The following is a 26,730-nucleotide window of genomic DNA, read 5'->3' as shown; positions in this document are numbered from 1 at the left end:
ACGGCCCTACGCGTCCGTCAGGCGCTCACGCGCCCAGAGCAATGCAGCCAGATACATGTCGCCAAGCAGGGCGGGATCCACGTTGATTGCCTGCGCCTCGGCTGTCACTACGTCCCAGGTGGCCTTCTCGTAGCTCTCGACCAGGGACAGGGGACCGGCGTAGGGACCGCTGCGAACCAGCAGCGCACGCTTGATCTCCTCCGCCAGGTCGATCTTCTCGAGAATCTCGGCCAGCGGCAGCCGCAGCGCCGCCTCCAGCAGCGAAAACAGCCCCACCATGAACAGCGACTCGCTCGCCCGTCGGTCGCCCTTCTGCAACCCGATCATCTCGGCAAAGCGCGCCCGCGCCAGCGCGGCCCGCACCACCTCGAGGTCCATCCCGCCACGGCTCGCCACGGAGGACACCAGGAGGAGGGCCAGCCACTTGTGCAGCTCCGACCGCCCCACCATCCGCACGGCGTGCCGGATCGACTCGATCCCGCGCCCTCCCATCGCGGCGGAGTTCACGGTGCGCAACAACTTCATGGTCAGGGAGACGTCACCCCGAAACGCTTCCTCGAGCCGGCTGTCGGGTGAATCGGCGTCCCGGAGCAGGTTCATCAGGCGGAGGATCGTCAACTGCCCCGCCTGCATTTCCCGCTTGACGAGGATTTCGGGGCGCTGGTAGTAGTACCCCTGGAAGAGGGTGAAGCCCAGTGCCTTGCACTTGGCCTCCACCTCGCGCGTCTCGACACGTTCGGCGAGGAGCGTCACTCCAAAGGGTCGAAGTTGCCCGACCAACACCTCCAGGTCGGCGAACGGCCGTTCAAGCACATCGACCTTCACGATCCCGACGTGCGGGAGGAAGCGGTCCCACGCCGGCGAATACTCGAAGTCGTCCAGCGCCACCGTGTAGCCATTCTTCACCATGGTCTCGATCGTGGCCAGCACCTCGTCGTCCGGGGTGACCGTCTCGAGGACCTCGATCACCACCTGGCGAGGATCAAAGAGGCCGAACACTCCCTGCAGGAGCATGTCGCGCGTGAAGTTCAGGAAGGCGCGTGCTTCGCCGGTCACCTTGTCCAGTCCCATGTTCAGGAAGGTCTGGACCAGGACCTCCGCAGCCATGGTTTCAGCCGAGAGTGCATCGGCGGTCGTGTGCTCGCCCGAGCGCCGGTACAGCAGCTCGTACGCCGCGAGGCGACCGTCCGCCTCAAAAATCGGCTGCCGGGCGACGAAGACGTCGTAGCAGGGAGAGGCCTCGACGGAGGCAGTCTTCACGGTCACGGGCCAGGGGGTGTGGGATGCGGGCGGGCCTCGGGGGGCTCCCTGGGAGTATCGGTCGCTCGACACCCGGCTTGTACCTCCCCCGGGGGTGGGTTACACTGGGAGTCCGGTTACCCGAGGGGCGTTCCCCCCGGTCCGGTCGGTCCCGGTCACACCCGGGATCCCGCGCGAGTAGCTCAGCTGGATAGAGCGTCGGCCTCCGGAGCCGAAGGTCGTGGGTTCGAATCCCGCCTCGCGCATCCCCCCACAGTGCTTGCCCGGCAGCGCCCGCCAGCACTAGCTTCGCGAGGGTTCGCGCTTTGCGACCCCGCCAACCGTGCCGCCCGCCGTGGATATTGCCGAGCTCAAGCGGAAGTCCATTCCCGACCTTCAGTCGCTGGCGACAGAGCTGCAGGTCGGGGAGACCATCGGGCTGCGAAAGCAGGACCTGATCTTCCGGATCGAGCAAAGGCTGCTCGACCAACAGGTCCCCCTCCATTCCGAAGGCGTCCTCGAGATCATGGACGAAGGCTTCGGATTTCTCCGAAGCCAGGATTGGAGCTACCTCCACGGCCCCGACGACATCTACGTCTCGCCGTCGCAGATCAAGCGTTTCGACCTGCGTACCGGTGACACGATTCGCGGGGAAGTGCGGCCGCCCAAGCAGTGGGAGAAGTACCTCGCCCTGCTCAAGGTCGACACGGTCAATGGTGACGTGCCCGACCCGTCGGCCCCGCGGCTGACGTTCGAGAACCTCAAGCCGCGGTATCCAGACCAGCGCTTGCGCCTGGAAGACGGGGATCTGTCGATGCGCGTGGTCGACCTGGTCGCGCCAATCGGCAAGGGGCAACGGGGCCTGATCGTGGCCCCCCCGCGGGCGGGCAAGACCATCCTATTGCAGAAGATGGCGAATGCCATCGTGACGAATCATCCGGAGGTGTGCCTCATCGTGTTGCTCATCGACGAGCGACCGGAAGAGGTCACCGACTTCCTCGAGAATGTCCCCGGGGCAGAAGTCGTCGCGTCGACCTTCGATGAGCCATCCGAACGGCATGTCGCGGTTGGGGAGATGGTCATCGAGAAGGCCAAGCGGCTGGTGGAAGCCGGCCGCGACGTGGTCATCCTGCTGGACTCCATCACCCGGCTCGCGCGCGCCCACAACGCCGTGTTGCCCCAGTCCGGGCGCATCATGTCCGGGGGCCTCGATGCTTCCGCCATGCAAAAGCCCAAGAAGTTCTTTGGCTCGGCGCGCAAGATCGAGGACGGTGGGTCGCTCACGATCGTGGCCACTGCGCTCGTCGAAACCGGGTCGCGGATGGACGAGGTGATCTTCGAGGAGTTCAAGGGGACCGGCAACATGGAGTTGGTGTTGAGCCGCGAAATCGGCAACAAGCGCATCTATCCGGCCATCGACATCAACAAGTCCGGCACCCGGCGCGAGGAGCTGCTGCTCGATCGCGAAGAGATGAACCGCGTCTACCTGCTCCGCACCTTCCTCGGCGACATGCCGTCCGACGAAGCGATCACATTCCTCACCAAGCAGCTGGCCCGCGCGAAGACCAACCGGGAGTTCTTCGTGCAGATGGCCCAGGGGTGATGTCGGCGGGCTCCGGGCCGGGACGCGTCCTGGCCATCGATTACGGCGAGCGACGCATCGGCCTCGCCATCTCCGACCCGTCACGCACGATCGCCACGCCCGCCGGGTTCATCCTTCGCCGCGCGGGCAAGCGCCCACCAGTAGCCGAGCTGGTCCGGCAATTTCAGGCGCTCGACGCCACCGACATCGTGCTGGGGCTCCCGCTGGACGGCGACGGGAACGACACGCCCCGCGCCCTCGAGGTCCGCGAGATCGCCCGCACGCTGGGGGAGCGGACCGGTGCGGCCGTACGTCTCGTGGACGAGCGCTTCACCACGGCCGCCGCGCTCCGCGCGATCCGGGAGTTGGGCGGCAGCACGGAGGGCCGCAAGGGCGACGTGGATGCCCTCGCCGCCACGGTCCTGTTGCAACACGCCCTGTCGTTCGCGGACCGGGAGGTCCCCGAGTGACGCGGCGGGCGGGCCTGGGGGCGATCACCATCGGGATGCTGTTGGCGTGTAGCGGTGATCCCACCCCGCGTCGCATCGTGGTCCCCTCGGGCGCGTCGTTTCGGGTGGCCGCCGAGTCGCTCCATGCGCGGGGCGTCATCCGCTTCCCGCGGCTCTTCATGCGATATGCGGCGTGGACCGGGCGTGATCGCCGCATCAAGGCAGGGACGTACGAACTCACCGCACGGCAGTCCTGGGGTGAGGTGCTCGATGCCCTGCAATCCGGGCGCGGGCTGCTCCGGATCATCACGATACCCGAGGGGTGGAACCTCTTTCGGATCGCCCCGCAACTCGCGCGCGTGCTCGAGGTGCCGATCGATTCGGTGCAGGCCGCGGTCGCCGACACCGCACTCCGGCGTCGCCTCGACGTGCCGACGCCAACCATTGAGGGATACCTCTTTCCGGACACCTACGCCTTCTCGCCTGGCACGAGCGCACGAGAGGCGGTACGCCACATGGTCGAGCGCTTCGAGTCCGTGTGGAAGACCGAGTGGGATGAGCGCGGCCGTGCCATGGCGATGACCCGGCATGACCTGCTCACCCTCGCCAGCATCATCGAAACCGAGGCCCGGGTCCCCGAAGAGCGGCCAATCATCTCGGCCGTCTACCACAATCGACTGAAGATCGGCATGCGCTTGCAGGCCGATCCGACGGTGCAGTACGCGCTCGGTCGACATGTCGGCCGCGTCCTCTACAAGGACCTGGAGATCGACTCACCGTACAACACCTATCGGAACTCGGGGCTCCCCCCAGGACCCATTGCTTCGCCTGGTGCGCCGAGCATGGCGGCCGCCGCCAACCCCGCGAAGGTGCCGTGGCTCTACTTCGTCGCCCACCCCGATGGGCACCACGAGTTCCGCGAGACCTTCAGTGAGCACACCCAGGCGATTCGCGCGGTGCGGCGCGCCGCCGCGCAGGCAGAGCGCCGCTAGTGCGCCGCGGATGACACGCGGACGTCCAGGAGCCCGCGGATCGCCAGCAACAGCTCGAGCGGCGTAAACGGCTTGCTCACGTGGCGCGTCTGGCCCGGCACCGTGCGGTCCATCACCTCAGCATGTTCGTTGTAGCCGCTCACGAACACCACGGGCAGGTCGGGCATGGTCTCCCGCAGCCGCTCCGCGAGCGCCACCCCATCCATCTGCGGCATCACGACGTCGGTCACGACCAGGTCCGGCGTCGGGATGCCGGGCAGGAGGCGCAGGGCGTCCTCCCCATGTTCCGCGGTGTGGACCTGATACCCAAACTCCGCGAGAATCCGCTCGGTCGTCGCACGCACGTGCGCGTCATCTTCGACGAGCAGGATGGTCTCCGACCCACGCACCGCGTCCGCTGACGGCGCGCCGATCTGCCGCGCGCGCGGGACCGGATCTGCCGAGAGCGGCAGGCAGACCACAAATGAGGCCCCACCGCCTGCGGCGTCCTCGTGCCAGATGTGTCCGCCATGGCGCCGCACAATACCGTAACACGTCGCGAGACCAAGTCCCGTCCCACGGCCCCGATCCTTGGTCGTGAAGAACGGCTCGAACAAGTGATCGCGAACGGCCGCCGGAATGCCCGGCCCCGTGTCCGTCACCCGGACCAGGACGTAGCGACCCGGGACCACCTCCTCGTTCGCCGGGACGGGGTGCGCCTCGAGATGCCGCAGCGAGGCCACGAGCGTGACGCGTCCGCCGTCCGGCATGGCGTCACGCGCATTGATCACCAGGTTGGTGATCACCTGGTCCACCTGGCCCGGATCGGCATGCACCGGCGGAAGGTCAGGGGCCACGTCGGCCTCAATCTCCACTCGCTCACCCACCAGGCGTCGTAACATGCCCAGGAGCGGGGGCAATGTGCTCCGCAGGTCCACCGGTTGCAGGGCCACGACCTGGCGTCGCGAGAAGGCCAACAGCTGAGAAGTGAGCCGTGCGGCCCGCGCTGACGCACCAGCAATCTCTTCCAGTTCCCGTCCCACCGCGGCCTTCGCCATCCCATTCACCTGGGCAAGGGCAGCGTTGGACATAATCACGGTGAGCAGGTTGTTGAAATCGTGCGCCACCCCACCGGCGAGGCGGCCGATGCTCTCCATCTTTCCGGCATGCACCAGCCGCTGCTCCAGGAGTTCGCGCTCGGTGACATCACGCGTCGTGACGACGAAACGACGTTCGCTCCCCTCCCACGTGAGCTCGCGTCCCTCCGATTCAAGGACGCGCCAACTCCCATCCTTCGCCTTGTATCGAAACTTCGCCTGCCCGACCGCCACTCGACCGCTGAGCACACCTTCGAGCACGAGACTTACGCCGGCCTGGTCTTCTGGATGCACCAGCCGCAGCGCCGATGCACCCACGTTGTCGCGGGTCCCGTACCCGAGTACCCGCGTCACCGCGGGGCTCTCGAAACGAATGGTCGCGGTCTCGTCCAGCACGGTGATGATGTCGCTGGCGCTGTCGATGAGCTGCCCGAACCACGCATCGCGAGCGTGGAGTTCCCGTTCCGCGCGCCCGGCGTCCTCCCGCTGTCGGCGCGCCTCCGCCTGCTCACGCTCCAGCAGGACGACCACCGTCGCCACAAGCCCCACGACGATGAGCAGCAGTTCGAGGATCGGGAGCAGCACGAACCAATCGGGCGCGGGCCACTGCCTCGGGACCGCGAGGCGGAGGTATCCCGCGGCCAATCGCTCCAGGGCAAGGAGGGCGACGGTCACCAGCAAGACGCGGCGCCCAACCCGGGACTCGATGACCAGCTCGCCCCGGAGCAGGAACACCGCGGCGCACATGACAGCGGCGCACCCAACGGCGATCACACCTCGCCACGCCACGGCGTCACCCATGGTCATGCCCGGGAGCGACACGAGGGCAAGCGCGCCGAGCGCTCCAACAACCAGAAACACCCCGAGTGCAGTCCGCGTGATCCGCGCGCCGCCGCGAAGTTCATACGCGCCAGCCACGATCGCGATGAGGACGACGTGCTCGGCAAATTGCGACAGCAGCGCCATCCCAGCCCGGTCCCACAACAACCCGGAAAGGTCGATCGCCAACCGCGACGCAGACCACTCGCGCACACAAAAGCCGAGCCCCGCCGCCGCCCAGTAGCGCAGGACGCGCCGTGCCTCGCCGCCAGAAAACAGCAGCAGCACGCCAGACAGGCAAAAGACCATCGCGACCTCGATGGTCGCCAATAGCTGGGCGTCGTCAGCGGACATGTCCGACCATTGTGTGGCCTGCAGGCAACGGCCGCAAGCATGGCCCAGGTTTGAACGCGCTCATCCGGGTCGTCGACTCACTCTGTAACTTGTGCACCTATGGATGCTGCGCGAGTAAGTGCACGAGGGGCCCTGCGGTGGCACGGGGGACACCCCTGGATTTTTCGTTCCGACCTGGTCGCCCGACCGGACGGGCCCGCCGGCGTCGTCGCCGTTCATGATGTCAGGAACCAGGCATTGGGGTGGGCGCTATGGAGTCCGACATCAGAAATTTCGTTGCGGTTGCTGGATCGCGACCCGACAGCCCAAATCGATGCCACGTGGTGGCACGAACGGATTCACCGTGCCCTCGAGCGCCGTCGGCCACTTGAGGCCGTGGCGAACGCATATCGGTTGATTCATGGCGAGGGGGATGGCCTCCCGTCGTTGGTCTGCGACCGGTACGACCGCTGGCTCGTCGTGCAGCTCTTGTCGGCCGGTCTTGAGCAGTGGCGCGACACCATCATCGAGGGCTTGCAGTCCCTGGCAGCCCCGCAGGGCATTCTGGCCCGCAATGACGCGGCCGTGCGTGAGCGTGAAGGCCTGCAGCGAAACACCGAGCTCCTGCGAGGCGACGTACCCAAGGAAATCGAGGTGCACGAAGAAGACGTCCGGTACCTGGCCGCCCCATGGACGGGACAAAAGACCGGGGCGTTCCTGGACCAGCGAGACAACCGATTGCGTGTCGCCCGGGTGTCCCGCGGTCGTGCCCTCGATTGCTTCAGCTACCACGGCTCCTTCGCGTTGCACCTCGCCCGGCGGGCCGACCACGTAACGGCCGTGGACACCTCCCGGGAGGCCCTGGAGCGTGCGCGCGCCAATGCCGCGCTCAACAGGGGAAGCCCCATAGAGTTTGTCGAGGCCGATGCCTTCGAGTACCTCAGGACGGCCGAGCGCGGCGGGACGCGGTTCGACACCATTGTCGTGGACCCCCCAGCCTTCGCCAAGAACCGCAGCGCCATCGGGAACGCCTTGCGTGGATACCACGAGGTGAACCTGCGCGCCATGCGACTCCTGGCCCCGGGCGGGCTCCTGTTCACGGCCAGCTGCAGCTATCACCTCACCAAACCGCGCTTCCTCGAGATGCTGGAGGGCGCTGCCGCGGACAGTGGACGACGTATTGCCCTCCGAGAGCTCTCCGGCCAACCGCTCGACCACCCGGAGATCCTCTCGATCCCGGAAACCGGCTACCTCAAGGGGGCGTTGGTCGAGGCCATGGATTGACCCGACCGGGGCCGGCGCCTAACGCTGACAGCTCGGGCACCAGTAGGTGCTGCGCCCCGCCTGGACGACCCGCTGGATCGCCCCCCGGCAGCGTCGACACGGCTGCCCCGCCCGATCGTAGGTGGAGAAGCGCTGCGAGTCATCGCCGTCCTGATAGTAGCGCTCAGGATCTGACAGGGCCCTCCGCAAGACATGCTTGACCCCCGCGACCACTCGCTTCATTTCCTCCGATGATAGCTCGCGCGCCGGTCGCCTCGGATCGATGCGGGCGTGCCAGAGCGCCTCGCTGGCGTAGATGTTCCCCACGCCCGCCACAAGCGACTGCTGCAGCAGCAGCGGCTTGATGGCGGTCGACCGGTCGCGAAGGGCCGCCGCGAGGTAGGCCGCCGTGAAGGTTGCTCGATCCGCGTCCGGACCCAGGTCAGGGAGTTGAGGGTCGCCGGCCTCAATGAGCTGGACCGTGCACAGGGCGCGCGGATCAACCAGGACCAGTGCACCGCCAGAGGCGAAGCGCAGGACCACCCGACTATATCGAGGCACGGCGTCCCCACACGTCAGCACGGCCCAGTCCCCGGCCATACGGAAGTGCACCACGAGGCTCCGCCCACTCGCCAGTTGCAGCACCTGGTACTTCGCCCGCCGGGCGACGCTGGTCACGCGATCACCCGTGAGCGCGAGCGCCGCACGCCTCGGCAACGACCGTCGCTGCGCAGGGTGCAGCACCTCCACCTTCGCGATCGTTTGTCCGCGGACCGCGCGGCGTGCGACCCGCGAGGCCGCCTCGACTTCCGGCAGCTCAGGCACTCGCCGCCGTCCGCTTGCGCCAGTACCGCGCGAGACCAGGCCACGAACTCTCGATGGTGGCGCGATGGACCCAGGCAGCCTGCGCCGATGGGAGGTCGCGCGTCAGGAACGCCCACTCCGCATTCGCAAACTGTGCGGCGCGCTCCTCGTCCGTACCAGGCTCATCGAGTGACACCCGCACCTTTTCGGCCCAATCGACGACCCGGCCCCAGAGTTCACTGAGGTGAGCGGCCGGGTCGGCCACCGATCCAAAGTGCGTCAGCAGCAGTTGCTCGGCGCGCCACCCCTCCAGGAGGTCGAGCGAGGTACGCCAGGCCTCGAGGTCGATGTCGGGCGGCGGTGCCGCGGGCAGCGCCGGGGTGCCATGCTGGGTCGCTTCACCGGCGACGTCCCCGGTCCAGGCGAGCCCCTCCCGTTCGTCGAGGAAGGCGAGGTGATGGATGGCATGCCCCGGCGTCGCCGCCACGCGCCAGCGTCTTTCGCCCAGCGCGAGGCGCTCGTCTCCGGCGAGGACGTGCAGGCGGTCGGCCGGCACCGGGAGGAACTCTCCCCAGAGCCTGTCCATATACGTGCCGTAGATGCGTCGCGCACTCGTGAGCAAGCGCGTGGGGTCCACCAGGTGCGGAGCACCGACCTCGTGCACGTACACGGTCGCGCGCGGCACGGCCCTCGCCAGCGCCCCCGTGTAGCCGGCATGGTCCAGGTGAATGTGCGTCAACAGGACGTGCCGGACGTCGCCGAGCTCAGCCCCAAAGCGTCGGAGCGCTTCGTGAAAGCCGTCCGCACACGAGGTAGGTCCCGGGTCGACGACGGCAAGGCCGTCGCGGGTCTCGACGAGGTAGGTGGCGACGGACTCCACCTGTCCCTCGAAGTGAAGGTCGCCGAGGGCGACGCCTTCGCGAATCCGAACCAGCGAGGATTTCCCCATGGGTGCCTGACGAGTGCCTGACGAGGGTGTGCCTAACACTTGCGCGCCTGACGAGACGGCCTTATTTAGGGACTACGCCTATCGCGCAGGGGCATGACCGGATTTACGCGTTCGCTCAAGCACGAGTACGAATGCTACGTGGAGCAGGAGATCGAGAACTATAAGGACTCGATCCCGCGTTCGGCGATCCTCCGCATCGGGGATGAAGCCGTCGCGGTTATGCGCGACAGCGAGCAGCTCCTCCTCGGCGAGGTCGTCCTCTGTGCCGAAGTGGATCGCATCATCCGGGCCCGCCTTCGGCTGCCCTCGTTTACCACCTGGCGTCGACGCCGGCTCAAGCTCCTGGAGCTGTACCGGCGTCCCGAACACTGGGGCATGGCCGCCGACGCCCCCCTGGTCCAGGCGACCCCCGCCACCCCCAACGCCAACGTGCTCGTGGTCGGGACACCGGACGAGGCGACCACGCTGTACCTGACCGCCCACGGCTGCCAGGTCACAACCGTCGAACACGACCCGGACGCCGTCGACCGCGTGCTTGCCGCCGCCGGACAGGTCGGGCTCGCCTCACGCGTCCATGGTATGGACGGGCCTCTGGAGCGGTGGTACCCCCGCGAGCCCCTGCATTGCGTGGTGTCTACCCCTGCGGCCTTCGAGCGTCTCTCCATGGAAGAGAGGATCCGGGTGATCGAGATTCTCAAGAGCGCCACCTTGGACGGCGGCGTTCACCTCGTCCGAACGCTCGTTGCCGGGCAGTCAGCCGTGAGCTGCGAGGACATGGTCCAGCGCTACGATGGCTGGGCGGTCTCCCAGCTGACGCACGACTCGTTCATTGCGCGGAAGGCCGTCGCCTGACAGCCGTGTCGGGCCGACACGGCTGTCCACTCAAGGCCGTGTCACTTCGCAACGGCTTCAGCCGTAGAAGTTACGCGCTCAGGCGGTCCGGCCCGACCCTGATCTCGGCACGGGTTGTGCCTTGGATGTAGTCTGCTTGAGAGGCGGTTCAACACCGCAGCCGCAGCCGGCGAACCGTTCTCGTCGGCTGCGGTTTTTTTTGTCGTCTGGCGCCTGACCTTCACCCGCATCCGGAACACGGGGTCGAGCGTAGGTATAGGTGTCTTTCCAGCGACACTCAGTGAACCACATACAGGGTGAGGGGACATGGAACACTTCAATACGACCTTCGACATCGATGACGAGCCCGTGGGCATCGTGATCTCGGGTGGCAGCCTCCCCGAGCCGGAGCCGCGGTTCTGGGCCTACGTCTGGGGCCAGCAAGAGGAAGAGCCGGGACTGGCGTCCGGGGTTGCCCAGCCGGCCTGACGAGGGCCGTCCCCGGCCGAGCGAACGGGAAACAAAAAAGCCGACGCAACTTCGCGTCGGCCTTTTTGTTGGTTGGGACCACTGACCGCTTACTTCTTCTTCTTCGCGGCCTTCTTCTTGGTGGCCTTCTTCGCAGTCTTCTTCTTGGCAGCCATGAGAAAATCTCCTGGTCTGTGGTTTTTGCCGTTCCATTCCCCCGGTGGAGTGGTCGGCAGCAACCGGATGATCGCTCACCCGGTTGTTCGATCGCGCCAGACTGCGGCGCTGTTCTGCGAAACTACCCGAACCAACCGCTTGTCTCATTGCGTCCCGTGAACCTCCAGCACCAGCGTGCAGTGCCTGACGAACCAAGGATCATCAATAAGACCACCACAATCTATATTGCGTCACTCAAGCTCGTAAAGTTGAATTCGCGACATTTTATTGGCGGAACCACAATAGCGCTTCCCGGACCACCCGATTCGCTGGCACTCACCCGCTCCGGCCGCCCCATCGCTTCCAGGTTGTTGAGCATGAAGATCGGCGACTCATTGAAGCGCAGGTTCTTCACTGCTCGCGTGATCCGCCCGTTCTCGATGAGGAACGTGCCGTCCCGCGTAAGCCCGGTGTAGAGGATCGTCCGCGGATCGACCCCGCGGATATACCAGAAGCGCGTGACTAGCAGGCCGCGCTGTGTCGAGGCAATCAACTCCTCGATGGTCGCGGTGCCACCGCTCATGCGCAGCGTCCCCCCTGCCGACACCGCCTCGACGCCCTTGCGCGATGCCCAATAACGATCGTACGCGAGGTTCCGGACCACACCGTTCTCGATCCAGGTCGTCTTCCGGTTGGGGAGTCCATCGCCAGAGAATGGTGACGCATACGCTTCAGGATCGGCAGGATCACTCGTCAGCGTCACCCGTTCGTCGATCACCTTGAGCCCGACCTTTGTCCCACCGCCCTGCTTGGAGAAGAACGAACGGCCCTCTTCCGCGCTCCGTGCGCTGACCGCGCCGCTGATCAACTGGACGAGGTTCCCCACCGCGGTGGGTTCCAGGATGACCGTATATCGTCCGGGTTCGATGGCCACAGGGTTCTGGGAACGCTTCGCCTTGTCGATCGCACGGGCAGCAAGCGCGCCAGGGTTCACGCGGGTCCAGTCATGGGATGCCGTTCCCGCCCATCCAGACCCCGTCCCATCCTCGGTTCGCACCGTCGTGGTGAAGGCGAGGCCCGTCTGCCGCGTGTACGCGAACAGCCCCTTCGAGTTCGCGACGGCACTCGCTCCGGCCTGGGTCTCGAGGTAGCCGGTAGAAACCAGCCCCGCCTGACGTGAGGCCTCGGTGATCTCCCGCGTCGCGGCCGCCCGCGTGGAAGGATCGAGTCCCGCCGTGGCATCGCTCCACCCGTCGTATGCCGCATACTGCTGCGGCTCCAGCTCGGGCATCGCCTCCGGGTCTTCGGGGGACAACCGCGCGATGCGCTCACTCATCTGCACCGCCTCGCGCAACGCGGCGTCATCCAGCTTGTTGGTCGTCACCGAACCGCTGCGCCTCCCCACCCAACTCAGGATCGTGACCGACGTGTTGAAGTTGTCGCCGCCCGTCGAGACCTGGTTTACCGCGAACCGAGTGTTCCCGCGATTTCCCGAGTTGATCGACACCCGCGCAGCCTCGGCCTGCGAGAATCCGAGAATGCGCTTGGCCAGCGACTCGGCCTCGGCGCGCGACAGCACCCGCGCGCCCTGAAGCGTCTGGAGGTCGCTCATCCCTGCCGCCCCGTGTTGATGACGTTGATCTGGCGGTGCCGCGTTGGCGGGCACCCATGCGAGATCGCGTTCGACTGGGCCGGCTGCCCCTTCCCGTCCCCGAACGCCCCCCAGAGCATGTAGCTGCTCTTTCCACCGATCATGTCGATCGCGTTCCAGAAGACTGGCGTCTGGATCTGGTATGCCACGTCCTTGAGCATCCCGACGACCTTGCCGCCACGAATCTCATAGAACAGCTGCCCGCCAAACTGGGCGTTGTACCGCTGCTGATCGATCGAGAACGAGCCATCGCCGACGATGGCGATCCCGCGGTCCGTCGCCGCGATCAGGTCCTCAAACGAGAGGTCCTTCTCACCGGGAAGTAACGACACGTTGGGCATGCGCTGGAACTGCACGTCGGCCCAGGACTGCGCGTACGAGCAACCGTGCGACCGCGTGGGGCGGCCCTGCTGCTTGTACCACCAATCCAGCCACATCGCCTGTTCGCGCGTGGTCTGGTAGTCGTTGACGAGCCCCGCCTTGATGATGTGGAACTCCTCGGGCTTGACCCCTTCATCGTCCCAGCCAACCGCCGACAGCGAGCCCGCCTGGTGTCGGTCACCCACCACGTTCATGAACTCGGGGCCGTAGCGAAACTTGCCGAGGACCTTCTCCGGCGGGGCGACGAAACTCGTGCCGGCATAGTTGGCCTCGAAGCCATACGCCCGATCCAGCTCGGTGGGATGCGCGATGGCCTCGTGCAACGTGAGGCCCAGGTGTGACGGGTGCAGGACGAGGTCGTAGCGCCCGACATCCACCGGCTTCGCCGAGAGCTTCTGCACGGCCAGGTCCGCCCAGCGGGTCGCGTTCTCGACGAGCTTCGCGTTGGTCACGTACTCGTAGCCCAGCCCCATCGGCTGCGTCTCATACGACTGCAGCGACTGGAAATCCGGGTTGTCTGCCGACACCGCCGTGATGTTCAGGCCGGTGGAGACGCGGTAAATCGTCTGCGCCGTGAAGGTGCCATCGGTGTTCGCGAAGGTCTTCTCCTCGCGAAGGAAGAACATCGAGGAGTTCACGAACCGTGCACCGCGTACCTTGAGCGCCGCCTCGTTGGCTGCCAGCAGCAGAGCGATCTTGTCTTCGACCGCCACGGTGAACGGATCCACCTGAATCGGGCTCTTCCACTCACCATTGGGCGTCGCGTCCGCCGGCGCGAGCTGTACCGGACGCAGCTGCGCGACCCGGTTGGCCTTCCCCTGCGTGACCGCCTGACGTGCAACGCGCGCGACTTCGTCGCGGGTCACATTGCTCGATGCCGCGAATCCCCAGGTCCCCTCGACCAGCGCGCGAACGCCGAACCCGAAGGTGTCGTTGTCCGAAATCCCCTGGACGCGCCGTTCGCGGGTGAAGACGTTGCGCGACCGGTTGCGGGAGAACCGCACGTCGGCGTAGCTGGCGCCGGCACGTCGCGCTTCGTCCAGCGCCACCTTCGCAAACTCACGAAGGACCGGGTCACCGGGGTCGATCGGTCCGGGACCACCGGTGATTGCGGCTCCGTTACCCGTGGTGAGGTGCTGGGCAGGGAGGTGCGCGGCGATGCCGATGGCGGCTGCGGCGCGCGAGGAGTTCTTGAGGAAGGTGCGACGACTGGAGCTCACGCAGTCCCTTTGAAGCGTCTGCGCGAATATAGGAGCAGGGCGCGACCGCCGGAAGTGAAGCCACCGGAAATCACGCCCTTGGGTTCACCGCACGCCGCACGCGGCCACCCGCCGACCGTCGGCTACAATCCCATCCAGTAGCTCGCCTTGATGAGGAACGTGTTCTGCGGATGCGCATCGAACAGGTTGCGATAGTCGCGCCCGAACTGGAACGACCCCGGGTCGAGATGGTCCTGCGTGCGCCCCTGCTGCCACACGAAGAACAACGTGGAACCCGGGCGGTATTCCCACCGCACCACCGTGTTGGAGCGAAACTGCTTGAAGTTGAATCCCTCGGGCGCCGCGCCGTCACCATAGGACGTGAATTGCGCGTCGTAGGTGCGGTTGCGCGGATCGCGCACATGGCGCCAGTCGGTGTACGACCCCCCGGTGGCGAAAGGCTGCGCGTAGAGCTGCACCGACAGCGTTGGCGACGCCGTCCAGTTCACCCGCGACGTGAGCGTGACCGTCTTCTGGTCGAGGCGCGCGATGGTGTACCTCGTGGTGTCCGCCCCGATGGATCCGTAGTTCGCGATCCACTGCCGGTCGTCCACGTTCCGATTGTAGTTCACCCCCAGCGAGGCCGAGAATCTCGACGCCACGCGCACATTCACGCGGGGGCCCAATCCCAGGTTGTGGGAACGCCCGACGTCGCCGCGACTGTAGTTGAAGTTGAACTCTGGCACGACCGCCTTGCGCTGGTCGCCGCCGAATCCCATGAAGCTGAACATGCGAGGCAACTCGAACAATGCGGGGCCGCCGCGCAGGCAGGCACCGCAGTACGTCCCAAGTTCGCCACCCACTCCGCCGTAGAAGAACCACATGTTCTTCAACTGGCCGTTCAGGTTGATGTTCCCACCCCGGCCGTTGGCGACACCGTCGGTAAAGAACGAGTTCCACTGGTTGAAGTTCACCTGCAAGCGCCGGTAGAACGCCCGCGGCTGCTGGAACACCAGCGCAAACCACAGCGAGTGCCCCATGCTGTTGGCGCTCTGCATGTACCCCAGGTCGTTCACTTCCAGGCCAGGCGACTTGTACCACAGCCCGGTGTGAAAACGCGTAATGCCGCCACCACTCTTGTTGATCCCGATCCCCGAGCTGAGCCCCCCGAGGCTGGTGCGCGTGGAGTCGTAGGCGATGTCATCGTCGGGGCGCTGATAGAAGTGCACCCCACTCCGTTGTGTCCGCGCGATCGCCGACTCGCTCCCGTGCACGGCACTGCCGAGCACGTGCCCGGAGACCTGGAGGTTGTCGCCCGGGCCAAACCGGTGCCGGAAGTCGACGCCGGCGGTGTAGGCGTCGCGGCGGAGAAAGTCCCGCGTTTGCGCATCCAGGCTGCGATTGGCGGCAGACACGATAGCCCCGAAGCCGCTGCGACCGCCTCGCAGGTCCTGCTGCATCCTCGCCACGAAGTAGTTCGCGCGCGGCTCCACCGTCAACGAATCGGCGACCGCCTCACGTCCGGTCACGGCGTTCATGACACCAAGGGACATCCCGTTCGACAGGCGACCGGTCAGCTTGGCAGCTCCCAGGATCGTGCTCGACGTCGGGACCGCGTTCGCGTCCGGGCTGAGGAAGCCCGTCTGTGGCGCGCGCCCAACCCGCCGGGAGTAGAAGGGACCCGTGCACTGGCCATCGTTGCAGTCAATGGCGAACGAGAAGATCCCGGTCCCCTCCAGGAAGAACGGCCGCCGCTCCTCGAAGAACTGCTCAAAGGCCGAGAGGTTGAGCACCGCGGGATCAGCCTCCACCTGCCCAAAGTCCGGATTGATCGTTGCGTCCAGGGTCAGGTTCGACGAAATCCCCAGCTTGAGGTCCGCGCCAGCAGTTGATCGTTGCGTCCGCCCCCAGCCGGCTCCGCGGACCCGTGACTCGTTGGACTGCACCGAGTACGGCATCAGTTCCACGCGACGGTTCCCACCGATCCCGCGGATCCCGCGGATTTCCCCGAGTTGGGAGGCGATGCCGAACGCGGTCCGCCGGTACAACGGCCAGCTGCTGCGCTCATTGAGCCGCGCCACTTCACGCTGCACCCCCACGCCGAAGGTGTGTTCATCCCGCGGGGCGAAACGCAGCTGGCTCAGGGGAATGCGAAACTCCGCCACCCACCCGAGGGAGTCGATCGCGGTCTTCACGTCCCAGACCGCATTCCAGGTCTCGTCCTGCTCACCGTCATTGTAGAGGTAGATGTCACGCTGCACCCCGGCGGGATTGACCACGAACTGGTACGCCGTGCGCCGGTCGTGGTACGAGTCGATCATGACGCGGATGTAGTCAGACTGTGTGCGCTCGTCCCGGCGCGAGAGCAGCGCCATGATGGAGTCGGGATGCGGGTCAAAGGCGCGGACGAGCACATAGAGGTTCTTCTCGTCATACGCGAACCGCGCCTCCGTCCGCAGCGTCGGATCGGCGTCCTCGACCGGGTCAAACTGACGGAACGCATCCAGGACCTGCGCCTGCGCCCACACCGCGTCGCGATCCCGGCCATCGATCACCGGCGCGGTACCCGCCTTCACCGCTTCCGTCACGAACGGGGCCACCGCACGCGGGGCCCGCGGGGACGTCGGGGCAAGTTGTTGGGCATGACCTGCGGCACCAGCGGCCACAAGCGTCAAGGACAGGAGGCGTCGCATTGTCACGAGGGTGAAAGCCTCCCTGAGACACCACAGCGCCGTCGATGGTTGGATGGCGGCGGGTCACACAACCGTAGAAGCCGAGGAACCCGTTGTTCAGCCGGGACGACAGCCGTAAGTTGCGCGGCCAGCGTGCGCGCCCGCGCGACGCTTCATCGCCTGAGTCGAGGCGCCCCATGACTCCACCGCAGCGCTCCCACGACCGCGAACTCGCGGCGCTCCTCGCCCCGGATATCCTCGCCCTGCTCGAGGAGTCACCGGGCGACATTGCCGCAGAAACCGAGGAGTTGCACCCGAAGGACCTGGCAGATGTTGCGGAGATGTTGCCGCGCGAGAAACTCGGCGAGTTCCTCCGCGTCCTTGGCCCCGCGCGCGCCGCCCACGTGGTCGAGTACCTGGACGACGAGATCCGGATCGACCTGCTGGAGGAGATGAGCCCCGCGCAGGCTGCTGCGCTGGTCTCGGAGATGACCCCGGACGAACGGGCCGATGTCCTGGAGGAACTCGAGGAAGAAACGGCCGACGAGATCCTCCACGACCTCTCGGACGAGGCACGCCAGGAGACCGAGCGCCTCCTGCAATACGAGCCCGACAGCGCCGGCGGCCTGATGACCACTGAGTTCGTCGCGGTGATGCAGGACCTGAGCATCCAGGACGCCCTCGCCGTGGTGCGCGCTGCCGCGCGCAGCGGGCGCAAGGAAGCCATGCACGCGATCTATGTGGTCGACGAACGGGGGGCGCTCGCCGGCGTGCTGTCCCTGCGCGAGCTCGTCGCCGCGCCAGATGATGCGCGGGTCGCCGATATCGCCTGGACCGAGGTGGTGAAGGTGCCCGCCACGGCGGACCGTGCGGATGTCGCGCGATTCACGTCGGAGTACGACCTCGTCGCCGTCCCCGTGGTCGACGGCTTCGACCGCATCATCGGGGTCATCACGGTCGACGACGTCATCGACGCCATTGTCGAAGAACAGACCGAGGACGCGCAGAAGCAGGGTGCCGTTCAGCCGCTGGAGGTGCCCTATTTCCAGGCCGGCTTCTGGAGTGTCGCCCGCAAGCGCGTGGGATGGCTCGTCTTCCTGTTCATTGGCGAGATGTTCACCGGCACCGCCATGCGGCACTATGAAAGCACCCTCGCCGCGGTGCTCACGCTCACCGTGTTCATCCCGCTGATCATCTCCTCCGGCGGGAACTCCGGCTCCCAGAGCGCGACACTCATCACGCGGGCCCTCGCGGTTGGTGACGTGGACGGGTCCGATGTGTGGCGCATCCTCGCGCGGGAGCTGGGCCAAGGACTCGTGCTCGGCACTTGCCTCGGTCTCCTGGGCTTCGGGCGCGCGTTGCTCTGGGGCACCGAGACCAATGTCGCCGCCGTCGTCGCGCTCACCCTCGTGGGCGTGGTCGTGGTCGGTGCGGTGGTCGGCGCCATGCTGCCGTTAGGCTTCCAGCGCCTCAACGTCGACCCCGCCATTGCCTCGTCGCCCTTCGTGGCATCCCTCGTGGACGTAACCGGGCTGGTCGTGTACTTCTCGCTTGCCCGCGCGTTGCTGCGCGTCGCATGACGGGGTGGTCCCCCGCGGAACGTCGTGCCGCGGGCGCCGTGGCCCTCGCCGCACTCGGGTTCGCGCTCATCTCGATCTGGACCATCGTCGCGACGCGCGACGGAATGGCATTGAGCTTTTTCCTCCTCGTCCGCTTCGTCGCGGCGACGGTCGTCCTTGCTCCCTTTGTTCAGCGCGCCCCGCACCTGTCTCCAGGTCGCGCCGTGGCTGCCCGCATCATGGCGCTGGGCGCGGTTGGCCAGTCGCTGGTCGCTGTCCTCTCCCTCGCGGCACTCGCCTGGATCCCCGCCGCCGCGCTCGTCGCCCTGTTCTACACGTTCCCCGCCTGGATCACCCTTGGCGCCGCCTGGCGTGGGACGGAGCGACTCACGGTGGCGCGCGGGATCGCGCTGATGCTTTCGCTGATTGGCGTGACGTGCCTCGTCGGGTGGCCGGGACGCGAGGCCCTTGACCCGTGGGGCGTGGCGCTCGGCCTCGGGGCCGCGATGGTCTACGCCATCTACGTCCCACTCATGTCCCGCGTGATGGTGGGAGTGCCTGCACTACATGCCACGTGGCTCGTCACCGCCGGGGTCTCCCTGGTCTTTTTGGTCGGCGCACCGGTTCGCGGCGAACTCACCCTCGACGCCACACCCGGCGCGTGGGGGGCGGCCATAGCCACCGGCATTGTATCGACGGCGCTCGCACTCCTGCTCTTCCTGCGGGGCCTGGGGACCCTGGGTCCGGTGCGCACGTCCATCGTCTCCACCATGGAGCCCATCTTCGCCGCCCTGCTCGCGGCGGCCATGGTCGGCCAACCCATCACCCTGCCGATGATCGTCGGCGGCGCCCTGATCATGGCCGCCGTCGTGGTGCTCTCGCTCGGCGACGCGCGTCAGGTGCGTTAGGTCGCCTGGAGCTGCCGCTCCCGAAGGATCACCGCCGCTGTCCCAAGGATGGTGATGCCGGCGAAGGCAAACCACTGCAGGGCATACCCGCGATGCGGACCCTCATTCAACGTCGGGCGTTCGAGCCGGAAGGGGTGCGCCACCGTGGTCTGGATGCCCGCGCCGATCTGTTGCACGGCGATGAGTCGCGCAATGGGATACGGGATCATCGCCTGCAGCGAGTCAAAGTCGAGGCGCCGAATGCCGCGAGACACCGAGGGGACCTGCACGGGGCCTTCACCCGTCGAGAAGACATCGGCGAAGCCCTCGACCCGTTCCTGCACACCCTCCCGCCACAGCGAATCGTTCACCTGCATACCGTCCGCCGCGTACGCCCATCCCCGGTGGACCAGGAGCGCCGGCCCCCCAGCGTCCGGAATCATCGGCGTCAGGAAGACCACCCCCGGTGCCCCCGACCTGGTGCGCGCCGTCCAGATCAGCTGATGGTCGTAGTCGTACCGACCCGAGAGCGATACGGCGCGAAAGCGTGCGCTGTCTGGTGTCGCCAGCAGCGCTTCCAGGGGGGACGCCTCAGCATTGCGGCGCGAAAAGAGCTGCGCGTTGGCGGCTCGTGTCTCATTGAGCCGCCCGACCTGCCAGAACCCGAGGCGCACGAAGGTCCCGGCCGCAAGGAGTGCCGTGAGGACGAAGGCCCGGGTCCGCCAGGTCATACGGCGTGTTGTCGCCATGCCGGAATGATATCAGCCGAACAGGGAGATCTGCTCGCCTAACGATTCCGGGGCGACGACTGGGAGCCCCATTCGTTCCTGCAGCGACCGCACGGTGGCGGGGCTGTGCCCGGCGAAGTGATTGTTGACATACCCATAGGCCGTCCGGACCCGCGCGACGAGGCCAGGGAGCACCCGGGCCCAGGCATCGAGCTCCGCGCCGCGGTCAACCTGGATGCGGGAGTAGTCGGTGATCTCCCGGTCCGGACCCATCCAACGCAGGTACGCGAAGTCCGCCGTGGGGCGCTCCACGAGCTGCAGGAGCACCTTTCGCGAGATCCATCGCGCGTCGGAGAGTGCCAGCGCGACCCCGTGCGTCCGGAGCAGCTCCAATACGTCGTCCGTGATCCACGCGCGGTGCCGGAACTCGATTGCGAACTTGAGCGACCGGTCCAGCAGTGGGAGGAACTCGGCGAGCGCCGGACGCTCCAACGGGCCGAACGACGGCGCACACTGGATAAGGATGGGGCCGAGCTGGTCACCCAGCTCCCGGGCACGGTCGCAGAACTCCTGCAGAATGTCCGCCGCCTGCTGAAAGCGCCGTACGTGCGTGATCTCCTGGGGCAACTTGAGCGCGAAGGTGAAGCCGTGGGGCACCCGAGCGCGCCATCCACGTACGCTCGCCGCCGAAGGAACCGCGTAGAAGGTTGCGTCGATCTCGACGGTATCGAAGGCCCTCGCGTAGTGGCGCAGGTAGTCAGCCGGACGTGTACCGGATGGATAAAAGGGGCCAACCCACGCGTCGTAGTTCCAGCCTTGAGTTCCGAGACGAATCACGTGTCGTTGGGCGAGATGGCAGACTGATGACCATGGTCCGCGCGCCCCTGCCCAAGCGCAAGCCCCAGGTCCCGGCACGCAGCCCCTCCAAGCTGGCGCCAGCTACCAGATGCCAGCCACTGCCATCCCCCTTGCCTTGTCGATATCCCTGTGATATCATTTCGCTAACACCTTCCGAGCCTGCCATGTATCGCGAAATTCCCAAGAAGGGCACTCCGGGGCTCCTCGCCCTCATCCTCTTTCTCGCCTTCGCCGCGGTCGCCTTGTGGCGCATCATCGAGGTCGCTCGATCGGAGGGCGACCCTGCCAGCGCGCTCCTTTGGGCCGCCGTCATCGTCCTCGCGATCATCGGACTCAGCGGTCTGTTCACGGTCCAGCCCAACGACGGCAAGGTCCTCACGCTGTTCGGCAAGTACATGGGTACGGTGCGTGACCAGGGGCTGTGGTGGGCCAACCCCTTCTATGGAAAGAAGCGGGTGTCGTTGCGCGTCCGGAATTTCGAGACGGCCAAGCTCAAGGTGAACGACAACCATTCCAACCCCATCGAGATCGGCGCGGTGGTGGTGTGGAAGGTGGTCGATACGGCCGAGGCGATGTTCGAAGTCGATGACTACACGCACTTCGTCGTCATGCAGTCGGAGGCCGCGGTGCGCGCCCTCGCGTCCTCGTATCCGTACGACGCGCACAGCTCCACCGACGTGGCGTTGAGCACCCACGCGGCGGAGGTGTCCAAGGCCCTGCAGCAGGCGGTCTCGGATCGCCTGCAGAAGGCGGGCGTTGAGGTGATCGAGGCGCGCATCTCGCACCTGGCCTACGCCCCGGAAATCGCCTCGGCGATGCTGCGCCGCCAGCAGGCCTCGGCGATCATTGCCGCGCGGCAGAAGATCGTGGAGGGGGCCGTGTCCATGGTCGAGAATGCACTGGAGTTGATCGCCGACAAGGGGATCGTGGCCCTGGATGACGAGCGGAAGGCGACCATGGTGTCCAATCTCCTGGTGGTGCTGTGTTCCGACCGGGACGCCCAGCCGATCGTGAATGCGGGGTCGCTCTACTAACGGAGCAGTCCCGTGGCTGAGCGGAAACCCTTCCTCCTGCGCATGGACCGCGACCTCCTGGACGCGGTCCAGCGCTGGGCCAACGATGACCTGCGCAGCCTGAATGCCCAGATCGAGTTCCTCCTCCGCCGCGCCTTGCAGCAGGCGGGCCGCCTGCCGCGCGTCGCAGCCGACGAACCACCCACGGACTAACCCCATGTTGATCGCCATGTTGCACCGTCGCGGAATCCGGCTGCCCCGCTGGGTTGGCATCACCTTCCTGGTGGTCGCGGCCCTTGCCCTCGTCTCGGGCCTCGCCGTCGCACAGCCCCGCTCGTTCGGCATGCTCTACATCGTTGGTGGGGACACGGTCGGGATTGAGCGCGTCACGCCCGGCGCGACGAGCTGGATGGGCGACCTGCAGCTCCGCGGCCAACCCCGCGTGCAGTGGACCGGGGCCGTGCGTTCGCCCGGCGTGCTGCAATCGCTGACGTTGGTGGCGTTCCAGAACGCCTCTCCGGATGCCCCGGTCCTGCAGCGCGCCGTGCTGACGCTGGACGGCGATACGGTGCGCGTGGACATCAGTGGCAGCGGCCAGCAGGTCAAGCAGAATATTGCCACCCGCGCCGGCGCCTTGATCTACATGCCCCAGTCGATCGCGATGCTGGACATGGTCATCGCGCGGGCGCGCAGCACGCCGGGGGCCACCGACTCCATTCCACTATTCATGGCGTCCGGTGGGCAGACCGTCCCGGCGGTCACGACCATCGATGGTACCACGGCCACCGTGAGCATCGGGCCGGCACAGACGAACCTCACCCTCGACGCCGCTGGCAAGGTGCTTCGCGCCAGCGTCCCGGCGCAGCGTCTGGAGGCCGTGCGTCTCGAGGGCGCCGCCCTCTCGGCCGTAAAGGTCGGGGGCCCCTCTTACGAACCACCAGCCGGGGCCCCGTATCGCGCCGAGCATGTAAAGGTGCCGGGCAAGGGTGGACATACACTGGCGGGGACCCTCACGCTGCCGCAGGGGGCTGCAGGCCGCCTCCCGGTCGTCGTCACGATCAGCGGGTCCGGTGGCCAGGACCGTGACGAGTACATCCCGATCGTCCCCGGATTCCGACCGTTTCGCCAATTGGCTGACTCGTTAGGCCGCCGCGGGATCGCCGTCCTCCGGTTTGACGACCGGGGCATCGGGGAATCCACCGGTGACCACGGCAAGGCGACCAGCGCCGACTTTGCGGACGACGTCCGCAGTCTCGTGACCTGGCTGCGCGCCCGTCCGGACATCGACCCCGACCGCGTGATGTTGATGGGGCACAGCGAAGGCGGGATGATCGCCCCAATGGTCGCCGCGACGGACGCACGGCTGGCGGGCATTGTGCTCCTGGCCGGCCCCGGGGAGAAGGGCGAGCCCATCCTGCGTTTCCAGCTGCGCAACGGTATCGAAAAGGAGTCGTCGTTGAGCCGCACCGCGAAGGACTCCGCGTTACGCACGATCGACGGGACGATCGCCGGGCTCAAGAAGGACAACGCCTGGATGCGCTTCTTCCTCGAGCACGATCCCCTCCCCGTCGCGCGGCAGGTGATGGTGCCCACCTACATCGTGCAGGGCGCCACCGACCAGCAGGTCACGGCGAACCAGGCCGGCCTGCTCGAGCAGGCGTTCAAGGCGGGCGGCAACCGCGACGTGACCGTGAAGGTCTTTGCCGACCGGAACCACCTCTTCCTTGCCGACCCGGATGGTACGCCGGCAAACTATGGAAAGCTTGCCAGCGGGCGGATCGGTGGGGATGTGATCGGGCCGGTCGTCGACTGGGTGGTCGCGCGGGCCCGTGCGGGCAAGCCCGGGGTGGTCCCATGAGTGCCCATGTGGCCGCCGAACCCACCCGCAAGGCGCGCGAGCTGGCTGAACACCTCAAGAAGGCCATCGGCGACTATCGAATGCGCGATGCGAAGGTGACCGACCAGGACGTTCAGATGGCGATCAAGCTCATGCAGACTTCGTCCGCCAACGAGTTGCGCATCGCGCTCGCGGTCATCGCCGCGTGTGTCGGCGCCTTCGTCTCGGTTGGTCTCGGGGTGGGCGCGTCCAAGGGTCGCATCGGCGGTGGCTCGGCATCGCCGGTGATGTGGGTCTCGATTGGCCTGGCCATCACGGGCGCCGTCGTGGGGGTGATCCTCGGGCGCCGAGCGGACGACTAGGACGGCTGGGGGGACTTAGTCCGCCAGTGTCTCCACCATGACCCGGGAAGCGAGCGCGGGACCAACCTGGACCGTCACCTTCCCCACCCGCAACGAGATCGGCCCCTCAAAGGGCGCCCGCTCGGCGATCGTCACCATCACACCGGGACGAATGCCGATCCTGGCCAGGTAGCGCAACAACTCCCCGTCCTCGTCACTCACCCGGGTGACCCGTGAGCGTTGTCCCATCCCGAGGTCGGCGAGCGTCTGGAGCGGAGTCTCGTCGATCGTTCCTTCCCGCGTCGGGATCGGATGCCCGTGCGGATCGGTCAGCGGCTCGCCGATGGCGGCAGCCATGCGGTCGATCAGCTCGTCCGAGGCCGCGTGCTCCAGCCGCTCCGCTTCCTCGTGCACACGATCCCACGCGTAGCCTAACGCCTTGGCGAGGTACGCCTCGATCACCCGATGGCGCCGAATGGTCCGGAGGGCAGCCCGCCGCCCATTTCCGGTGAGGCGCACCCCACGATACCGCTCGTACGACACTAGCCCCTGGTCGGCGAGGCGCCGCACCATCCCGCTGACGGACGCCGCGGCAATGGACAGTCGACTGGCGATTTCGTTCGTGCCCGCGGCATCGCCGGCCTGCTCGATCGCGTAGATCGCCTTGAGGTAGTCCTCCACCGGCTCGGTGAGGGGACGCTCGCTGGCCGAGGCCGACTGGCTCGAAGGGCGCTTGCGCGCGGTCACGCGTCCGCGCGCGAGGCGCGCACCAGGAGAACCGGCACCGTCGTCGCATGGCGGACCCCGTTCGCCACGCTGCCATACACCACGTCACCGAGCAACTTGTGGCCGTGGGTCGCCATCGCGATGAGGTCGCACTGCTCCCGCGTCGCCGCGTCGACGATCTCGCGCGTCGGGTCGCCGCTGGCGAGGACGCTGTCGGCCTGGAGGCCGCCCCGTGTGGCCTCCGCTGTGATGCGCTCGAGGTACTCGCGGTCGAGACGCATCTCCTCGGACTCGCGGAGCTTGAGGTGATTGATGTTCCGCGCTGCCCAGCCGTCGGCCACATGGATGAAGACCAGCGAGGCCCCACAGTGGCGCGCGAGGGCCGAGACGTGCGTGACGATCACGGCATCGGTGGCACTGTTCTCGAGCGGAACGAGGATGCGCGTGTACATCAGGCCAGCCACCCGCGCACGGTCTGGAACAGCAGCCAGCCGTTGAGGGAGGCGATGATCGTCGCCACGGTGTAGGCGAGCACCTTCACCCACCCGGGGTTCACGAACGACCCCATCTTCAACTTGTCGGACGTGAACATGACCAAGGGGAAGACCGCGAAGGACAGTTGCAGCGACAGGATGACCTGACTCAGGATCAGCAGTTTGGCGGTCCCTTGCTCGCCGTACAAGATGGCCGTGATTGCGGCGGGCACAATGGCAATCGCGCGGGTCAGGAGGCGCCGCAGCCACGGGCGCATCCGGATATTGAGGAACCCTTCCATGACGATCTGCCCGGCGAGCGTGCCCGTCAGCGTGGAGTTCTGCCCGGAGGCCAGGAGTGCCAGGGCGAACACGGTGCTCGCCGCCCCCACGCCCAGCAGCGGGGTCAGCAGCTGATAGGCATCCTGGATCTCGGCCACCTGCGTGTTCCCCGATCGGTGAAAGGTGGCCGCCGCCACGATCAGGATCGCCGCGTTGATAAAGAGCGCGATCGACAGGGCGATGGTCGAATCCGCGAAGGCGTAACGAACCGCTTCGCGCTTTCCCTCCACCGATTCCTCGTACTTGCGTGTCTGCACGATCGACGAATGCAGGTAGAGGTTATGCGGCATCACGGTGGCACCGAGGATGCCGATGGCGATGTAGAGCATCTCCGGGTTCCGCAGGATCTCCGCCGTGGGGATGAAACCCCGGGCGACCGCCACCATGTCCGGACGCGAGACTAACAATTCAAAGAGGAAGCAGAACCCCACGACGGCGACCAGCGCGATGACCAGGGCCTCCAGCAGGCGGAATCCCTTGTTCTGGAGGTAGAGGACGATGAGCACATCGAACGCCGTGATCGCCACCCCCCAGGGCAGCGAGATGCCGAACAACAGGTTGAGCGCAATCGCCGTCCCGATGACCTCCGCCAGGTCACAGGCCGCGATGGCGACCTCGCACAGGGCCCAGAGCGCAAAGTTCACCGGCGCGGAGTAGTGGTCGCGACAGGCCTGCGCGAGGTCGCGCCCGGTGACAATGCCCAGCTTGGACGACAACCCCTGCAGCAACACCGCCATGAGGTTGGAGATCAGGATCACGCTCAGCAGCGTGTAGCCGAATCGCGAGCCCCCGGCGAGGTCCGTCGCCCAATTGCCGGGATCCATGTAGCCGACGGCCACGAGATACCCCGGGCCGGCGAACGCCAGGAGCTTTCGCCATCTGGACAAGCCATGCACCGAGACGCTGCGGTGCACTTCGGCCAACGAGGGTGCCTCGCGGGCCCGGCGCCAGCCGGGCTCAGACGGAGGTGTCGCAAGAACTGGTGGTGCGGACACGGCGGTTGGTTGGGTGTTGGTCTTCACGGTCGACGCCCCGGAGTGGGCCGGCGTAACTTTTTGTTAGTCTATCCTAAACCTCACTCACGAGCAATCCCCTCCCTCGT

24 protein-coding genes and 1 tRNA gene are annotated in these 26,730 nt (G+C 66.7%); 13 read left to right on the top strand and 12 right to left on the bottom strand.

Annotated features, from left to right (window positions below; translation table 11 throughout):
* Window positions 1–6: 6 nt before the first annotated feature.
* A complete protein-coding gene (locus tag IPK85_25155) occupies window positions 7–1,260 on the bottom strand; it encodes an HDOD domain-containing protein (GenBank protein ID MBK8250657.1) in 1,254 nt (417 codons plus the stop codon).
* A 171-nt stretch (window positions 1,261–1,431) separates the two neighbouring features.
* Here IPK85_25155 and IPK85_25150 point away from each other — a divergent pair.
* From IPK85_25150 to mltG, 4 genes are all read left to right on the top strand, one after another.
* Window positions 1,432–1,505, top strand: a tRNA-Arg gene (locus IPK85_25150).
* 89 nt (window positions 1,506–1,594) lie between these two features.
* A complete protein-coding gene (gene rho / locus IPK85_25145) occupies window positions 1,595–2,842 on the top strand; it encodes a transcription termination factor Rho (protein ID MBK8250656.1) in 1,248 nt (415 codons plus the stop codon).
* Entirely contained in the window at window positions 2,842–3,291 is a 450-nt protein-coding gene (ruvX, locus tag IPK85_25140) for a Holliday junction resolvase RuvX (protein ID MBK8250655.1), read from the top strand. Before rho ends, ruvX begins: the two co-directional genes overlap by 1 nt.
* Window positions 3,288–4,262: an endolytic transglycosylase MltG gene (gene mltG / locus IPK85_25135; protein ID MBK8250654.1), complete on the top strand. Its 975-nt coding sequence runs from the start codon at window positions 3,288–3,290 to the stop codon at window positions 4,260–4,262. Before ruvX ends, mltG begins: the two co-directional genes overlap by 4 nt.
* Here the strand turns inward: mltG and IPK85_25130 are convergent.
* Complete coding sequence (locus IPK85_25130; GenBank protein MBK8250653.1) at window positions 4,259–6,511, bottom strand: response regulator; 2,253 nt, start codon at window positions 6,509–6,511, stop codon at window positions 4,259–4,261. The two genes, mltG and IPK85_25130, sit on opposite strands and share 4 nt — an antisense overlap.
* Window positions 6,512–6,610: 99 nt before the next feature.
* Here IPK85_25130 and IPK85_25125 point away from each other — a divergent pair, with 99 nt between their 5' ends.
* Window positions 6,611–7,774, top strand: coding sequence for a class I SAM-dependent rRNA methyltransferase (locus tag IPK85_25125; GenBank protein MBK8250652.1), 1,164 nt, complete (start codon window positions 6,611–6,613; stop codon window positions 7,772–7,774).
* 18 nt (window positions 7,775–7,792) lie between these two features.
* Here the strand turns inward: IPK85_25125 and mutM are convergent, their stop codons facing one another.
* Window positions 7,793–8,578, bottom strand: coding sequence for a bifunctional DNA-formamidopyrimidine glycosylase/DNA-(apurinic or apyrimidinic site) lyase (gene mutM / locus IPK85_25120; protein MBK8250651.1), 786 nt, complete (start codon window positions 8,576–8,578; stop codon window positions 7,793–7,795).
* Window positions 8,571–9,506: an MBL fold metallo-hydrolase gene (locus IPK85_25115; protein MBK8250650.1), complete on the bottom strand. Its 936-nt coding sequence runs from the start codon at window positions 9,504–9,506 to the stop codon at window positions 8,571–8,573. Before IPK85_25115 ends, mutM begins: the two co-directional genes overlap by 8 nt.
* A gap of 93 nt (window positions 9,507–9,599) precedes the next feature.
* Here IPK85_25115 and IPK85_25110 point away from each other — a divergent pair, with 93 nt between their 5' ends.
* Both IPK85_25110 and IPK85_25105 read left to right on the top strand, forming a co-directional pair.
* Entirely contained in the window at window positions 9,600–10,358 is a 759-nt protein-coding gene (locus IPK85_25110) for a hypothetical protein (GenBank protein ID MBK8250649.1), read from the top strand.
* A gap of 306 nt (window positions 10,359–10,664) precedes the next feature.
* Entirely contained in the window at window positions 10,665–10,826 is a 162-nt protein-coding gene (locus IPK85_25105; GenBank protein ID MBK8250648.1) for a hypothetical protein, read from the top strand.
* 376 nt (window positions 10,827–11,202) lie between these two features.
* On the opposite strand, the gene IPK85_25100 is transcribed toward IPK85_25105, so the two are convergent.
* The 3 genes from IPK85_25100 to IPK85_25090 all read right to left on the bottom strand — a co-directional run bounded on the left by IPK85_25100 (window position 11,203) and on the right by IPK85_25090 (window position 16,885).
* Window positions 11,203–12,573: a TldD/PmbA family protein gene (locus tag IPK85_25100; GenBank protein MBK8250647.1), complete on the bottom strand. Its 1,371-nt coding sequence runs from the start codon at window positions 12,571–12,573 to the stop codon at window positions 11,203–11,205.
* On the bottom strand, window positions 12,570–14,213 hold the full coding sequence (locus IPK85_25095) for a TldD/PmbA family protein (protein ID MBK8250646.1): 1,644 nt from the start codon (window positions 14,211–14,213) through the stop codon (window positions 12,570–12,572). Before IPK85_25095 ends, IPK85_25100 begins: the two co-directional genes overlap by 4 nt.
* Before the next feature lie 122 nt (window positions 14,214–14,335).
* The gene (locus IPK85_25090; protein ID MBK8250645.1) at window positions 14,336–16,885 is read right to left on the bottom strand and encodes a carbohydrate binding family 9 domain-containing protein; all 2,550 of its coding nucleotides are present in this window, start codon (window positions 16,883–16,885) and stop codon (window positions 14,336–14,338) included.
* A 176-nt stretch (window positions 16,886–17,061) separates the two neighbouring features.
* Between IPK85_25090 and mgtE the strand changes: the two genes are divergently transcribed.
* A complete protein-coding gene (gene mgtE / locus IPK85_25085; protein MBK8250644.1) occupies window positions 17,062–18,444 on the top strand; it encodes a magnesium transporter in 1,383 nt (460 codons plus the stop codon).
* Window positions 18,441–19,331 carry a DMT family transporter gene (locus IPK85_25080; protein ID MBK8250643.1) on the top strand — a complete coding sequence of 297 codons (891 nt, stop codon included), beginning with the start codon at window positions 18,441–18,443 and terminating at the stop codon, window positions 19,329–19,331. The genes mgtE and IPK85_25080 overlap by 4 nt, the downstream gene beginning before the upstream one ends.
* On the opposite strand, the gene IPK85_25075 is transcribed toward IPK85_25080, so the two are convergent.
* A complete protein-coding gene (locus IPK85_25075) occupies window positions 19,328–20,041 on the bottom strand; it encodes an SURF1 family protein (GenBank protein ID MBK8250642.1) in 714 nt (237 codons plus the stop codon). The two genes, IPK85_25080 and IPK85_25075, sit on opposite strands and share 4 nt — an antisense overlap.
* A 30-nt stretch (window positions 20,042–20,071) precedes the next feature.
* Entirely contained in the window at window positions 20,072–20,875 is an 804-nt protein-coding gene (locus tag IPK85_25070) for a DUF72 domain-containing protein (protein MBK8250641.1), read from the bottom strand.
* Between the two features lie 185 nt (window positions 20,876–21,060).
* On the opposite strand from IPK85_25070, the gene IPK85_25065 reads away from it, so the two are divergent.
* From IPK85_25065 to IPK85_25050, 4 genes are read left to right on the top strand one after another with little or no spacing between them, the layout of a single operon-like run.
* Window positions 21,061–21,930, top strand: a complete 870-nt coding sequence (locus IPK85_25065) for an SPFH domain-containing protein (GenBank protein ID MBK8250640.1) — start codon at window positions 21,061–21,063, stop codon at window positions 21,928–21,930.
* Window positions 21,931–21,942: 12 nt separating this feature from the next.
* Window positions 21,943–22,122, top strand: a complete 180-nt coding sequence (locus IPK85_25060; GenBank protein ID MBK8250639.1) for an Arc family DNA-binding protein — start codon at window positions 21,943–21,945, stop codon at window positions 22,120–22,122.
* 4 nt (window positions 22,123–22,126) lie between these two features.
* Window positions 22,127–23,767, top strand: coding sequence for an alpha/beta fold hydrolase (locus IPK85_25055; protein MBK8250638.1), 1,641 nt, complete (start codon window positions 22,127–22,129; stop codon window positions 23,765–23,767).
* On the top strand, window positions 23,764–24,108 hold the full coding sequence (locus tag IPK85_25050) for a hypothetical protein (protein ID MBK8250637.1): 345 nt from the start codon (window positions 23,764–23,766) through the stop codon (window positions 24,106–24,108). The genes IPK85_25055 and IPK85_25050 overlap by 4 nt, the downstream gene beginning before the upstream one ends.
* Before the next feature lie 15 nt (window positions 24,109–24,123).
* Here the strand turns inward: IPK85_25050 and IPK85_25045 are convergent, their stop codons facing one another.
* Genes IPK85_25045 through IPK85_25035 form a run of 3 tightly spaced genes read right to left on the bottom strand, consistent with a single transcriptional unit; the run spans window position 24,124 to window position 26,623 of the window.
* Complete coding sequence (locus IPK85_25045; GenBank protein ID MBK8250636.1) at window positions 24,124–24,834, bottom strand: metal-dependent transcriptional regulator; 711 nt, start codon at window positions 24,832–24,834, stop codon at window positions 24,124–24,126.
* Entirely contained in the window at window positions 24,831–25,265 is a 435-nt protein-coding gene (locus IPK85_25040) for a universal stress protein (protein ID MBK8250635.1), read from the bottom strand. The genes IPK85_25045 and IPK85_25040 overlap by 4 nt, the downstream gene beginning before the upstream one ends.
* Entirely contained in the window at window positions 25,265–26,623 is a 1,359-nt protein-coding gene (locus tag IPK85_25035) for an Nramp family divalent metal transporter (GenBank protein MBK8250634.1), read from the bottom strand. The genes IPK85_25040 and IPK85_25035 overlap by 1 nt, the downstream gene beginning before the upstream one ends.
* Window positions 26,624–26,730: the final 107 nt, after the last annotated feature.

Source organism: Gemmatimonadota bacterium (assembly GCA_016712265.1).
GTDB lineage: Bacteria > Gemmatimonadota > Gemmatimonadetes > Gemmatimonadales > Gemmatimonadaceae > RBC101.
This window is presented reverse-complemented; position numbering and strand designations above follow the sequence as displayed.

Excerpts from the sequence above, each read along its gene's own strand:
- ruvX (MBK8250655.1), top strand. The coding sequence starts at position 2,842 with ATGTCGGCGGGCTCCGGGCCGGGACGCGTCCTGGCCATCGATTACGGC.
- IPK85_25130 (MBK8250653.1), bottom strand. The coding sequence starts at position 6,511 with ATGTCCGCTGACGACGCCCAGCTATTGGCGACCATCGAGGTCGCGATG.
- IPK85_25125 (MBK8250652.1), top strand. The coding sequence starts at position 6,611 with ATGGATGCTGCGCGAGTAAGTGCACGAGGGGCCCTGCGGTGGCACGGG.
- IPK85_25115 (MBK8250650.1), bottom strand. The coding sequence starts at position 9,506 with ATGGGGAAATCCTCGCTGGTTCGGATTCGCGAAGGCGTCGCCCTCGGC.
- IPK85_25110 (MBK8250649.1), top strand. The coding sequence starts at position 9,600 with ATGACCGGATTTACGCGTTCGCTCAAGCACGAGTACGAATGCTACGTG.
- IPK85_25105 (MBK8250648.1), top strand. The coding sequence starts at position 10,665 with ATGGAACACTTCAATACGACCTTCGACATCGATGACGAGCCCGTGGGC.
- IPK85_25100 (MBK8250647.1), bottom strand. The coding sequence starts at position 12,573 with ATGAGCGACCTCCAGACGCTTCAGGGCGCGCGGGTGCTGTCGCGCGCC.
- IPK85_25090 (MBK8250645.1), bottom strand. The coding sequence starts at position 16,885 with ATGCGACGCCTCCTGTCCTTGACGCTTGTGGCCGCTGGTGCCGCAGGT.
- mgtE (MBK8250644.1), top strand. The coding sequence starts at position 17,062 with ATGACTCCACCGCAGCGCTCCCACGACCGCGAACTCGCGGCGCTCCTC.
- IPK85_25080 (MBK8250643.1), top strand. The coding sequence starts at position 18,441 with ATGACGGGGTGGTCCCCCGCGGAACGTCGTGCCGCGGGCGCCGTGGCC.
- IPK85_25075 (MBK8250642.1), bottom strand. The coding sequence starts at position 20,041 with ATGACCTGGCGGACCCGGGCCTTCGTCCTCACGGCACTCCTTGCGGCC.
- IPK85_25065 (MBK8250640.1), top strand. The coding sequence starts at position 21,061 with ATGTATCGCGAAATTCCCAAGAAGGGCACTCCGGGGCTCCTCGCCCTC.
- IPK85_25055 (MBK8250638.1), top strand. The coding sequence starts at position 22,127 with ATGTTGATCGCCATGTTGCACCGTCGCGGAATCCGGCTGCCCCGCTGG.
- IPK85_25050 (MBK8250637.1), top strand. The coding sequence starts at position 23,764 with ATGAGTGCCCATGTGGCCGCCGAACCCACCCGCAAGGCGCGCGAGCTG.
- IPK85_25040 (MBK8250635.1), bottom strand. The coding sequence starts at position 25,265 with ATGTACACGCGCATCCTCGTTCCGCTCGAGAACAGTGCCACCGATGCC.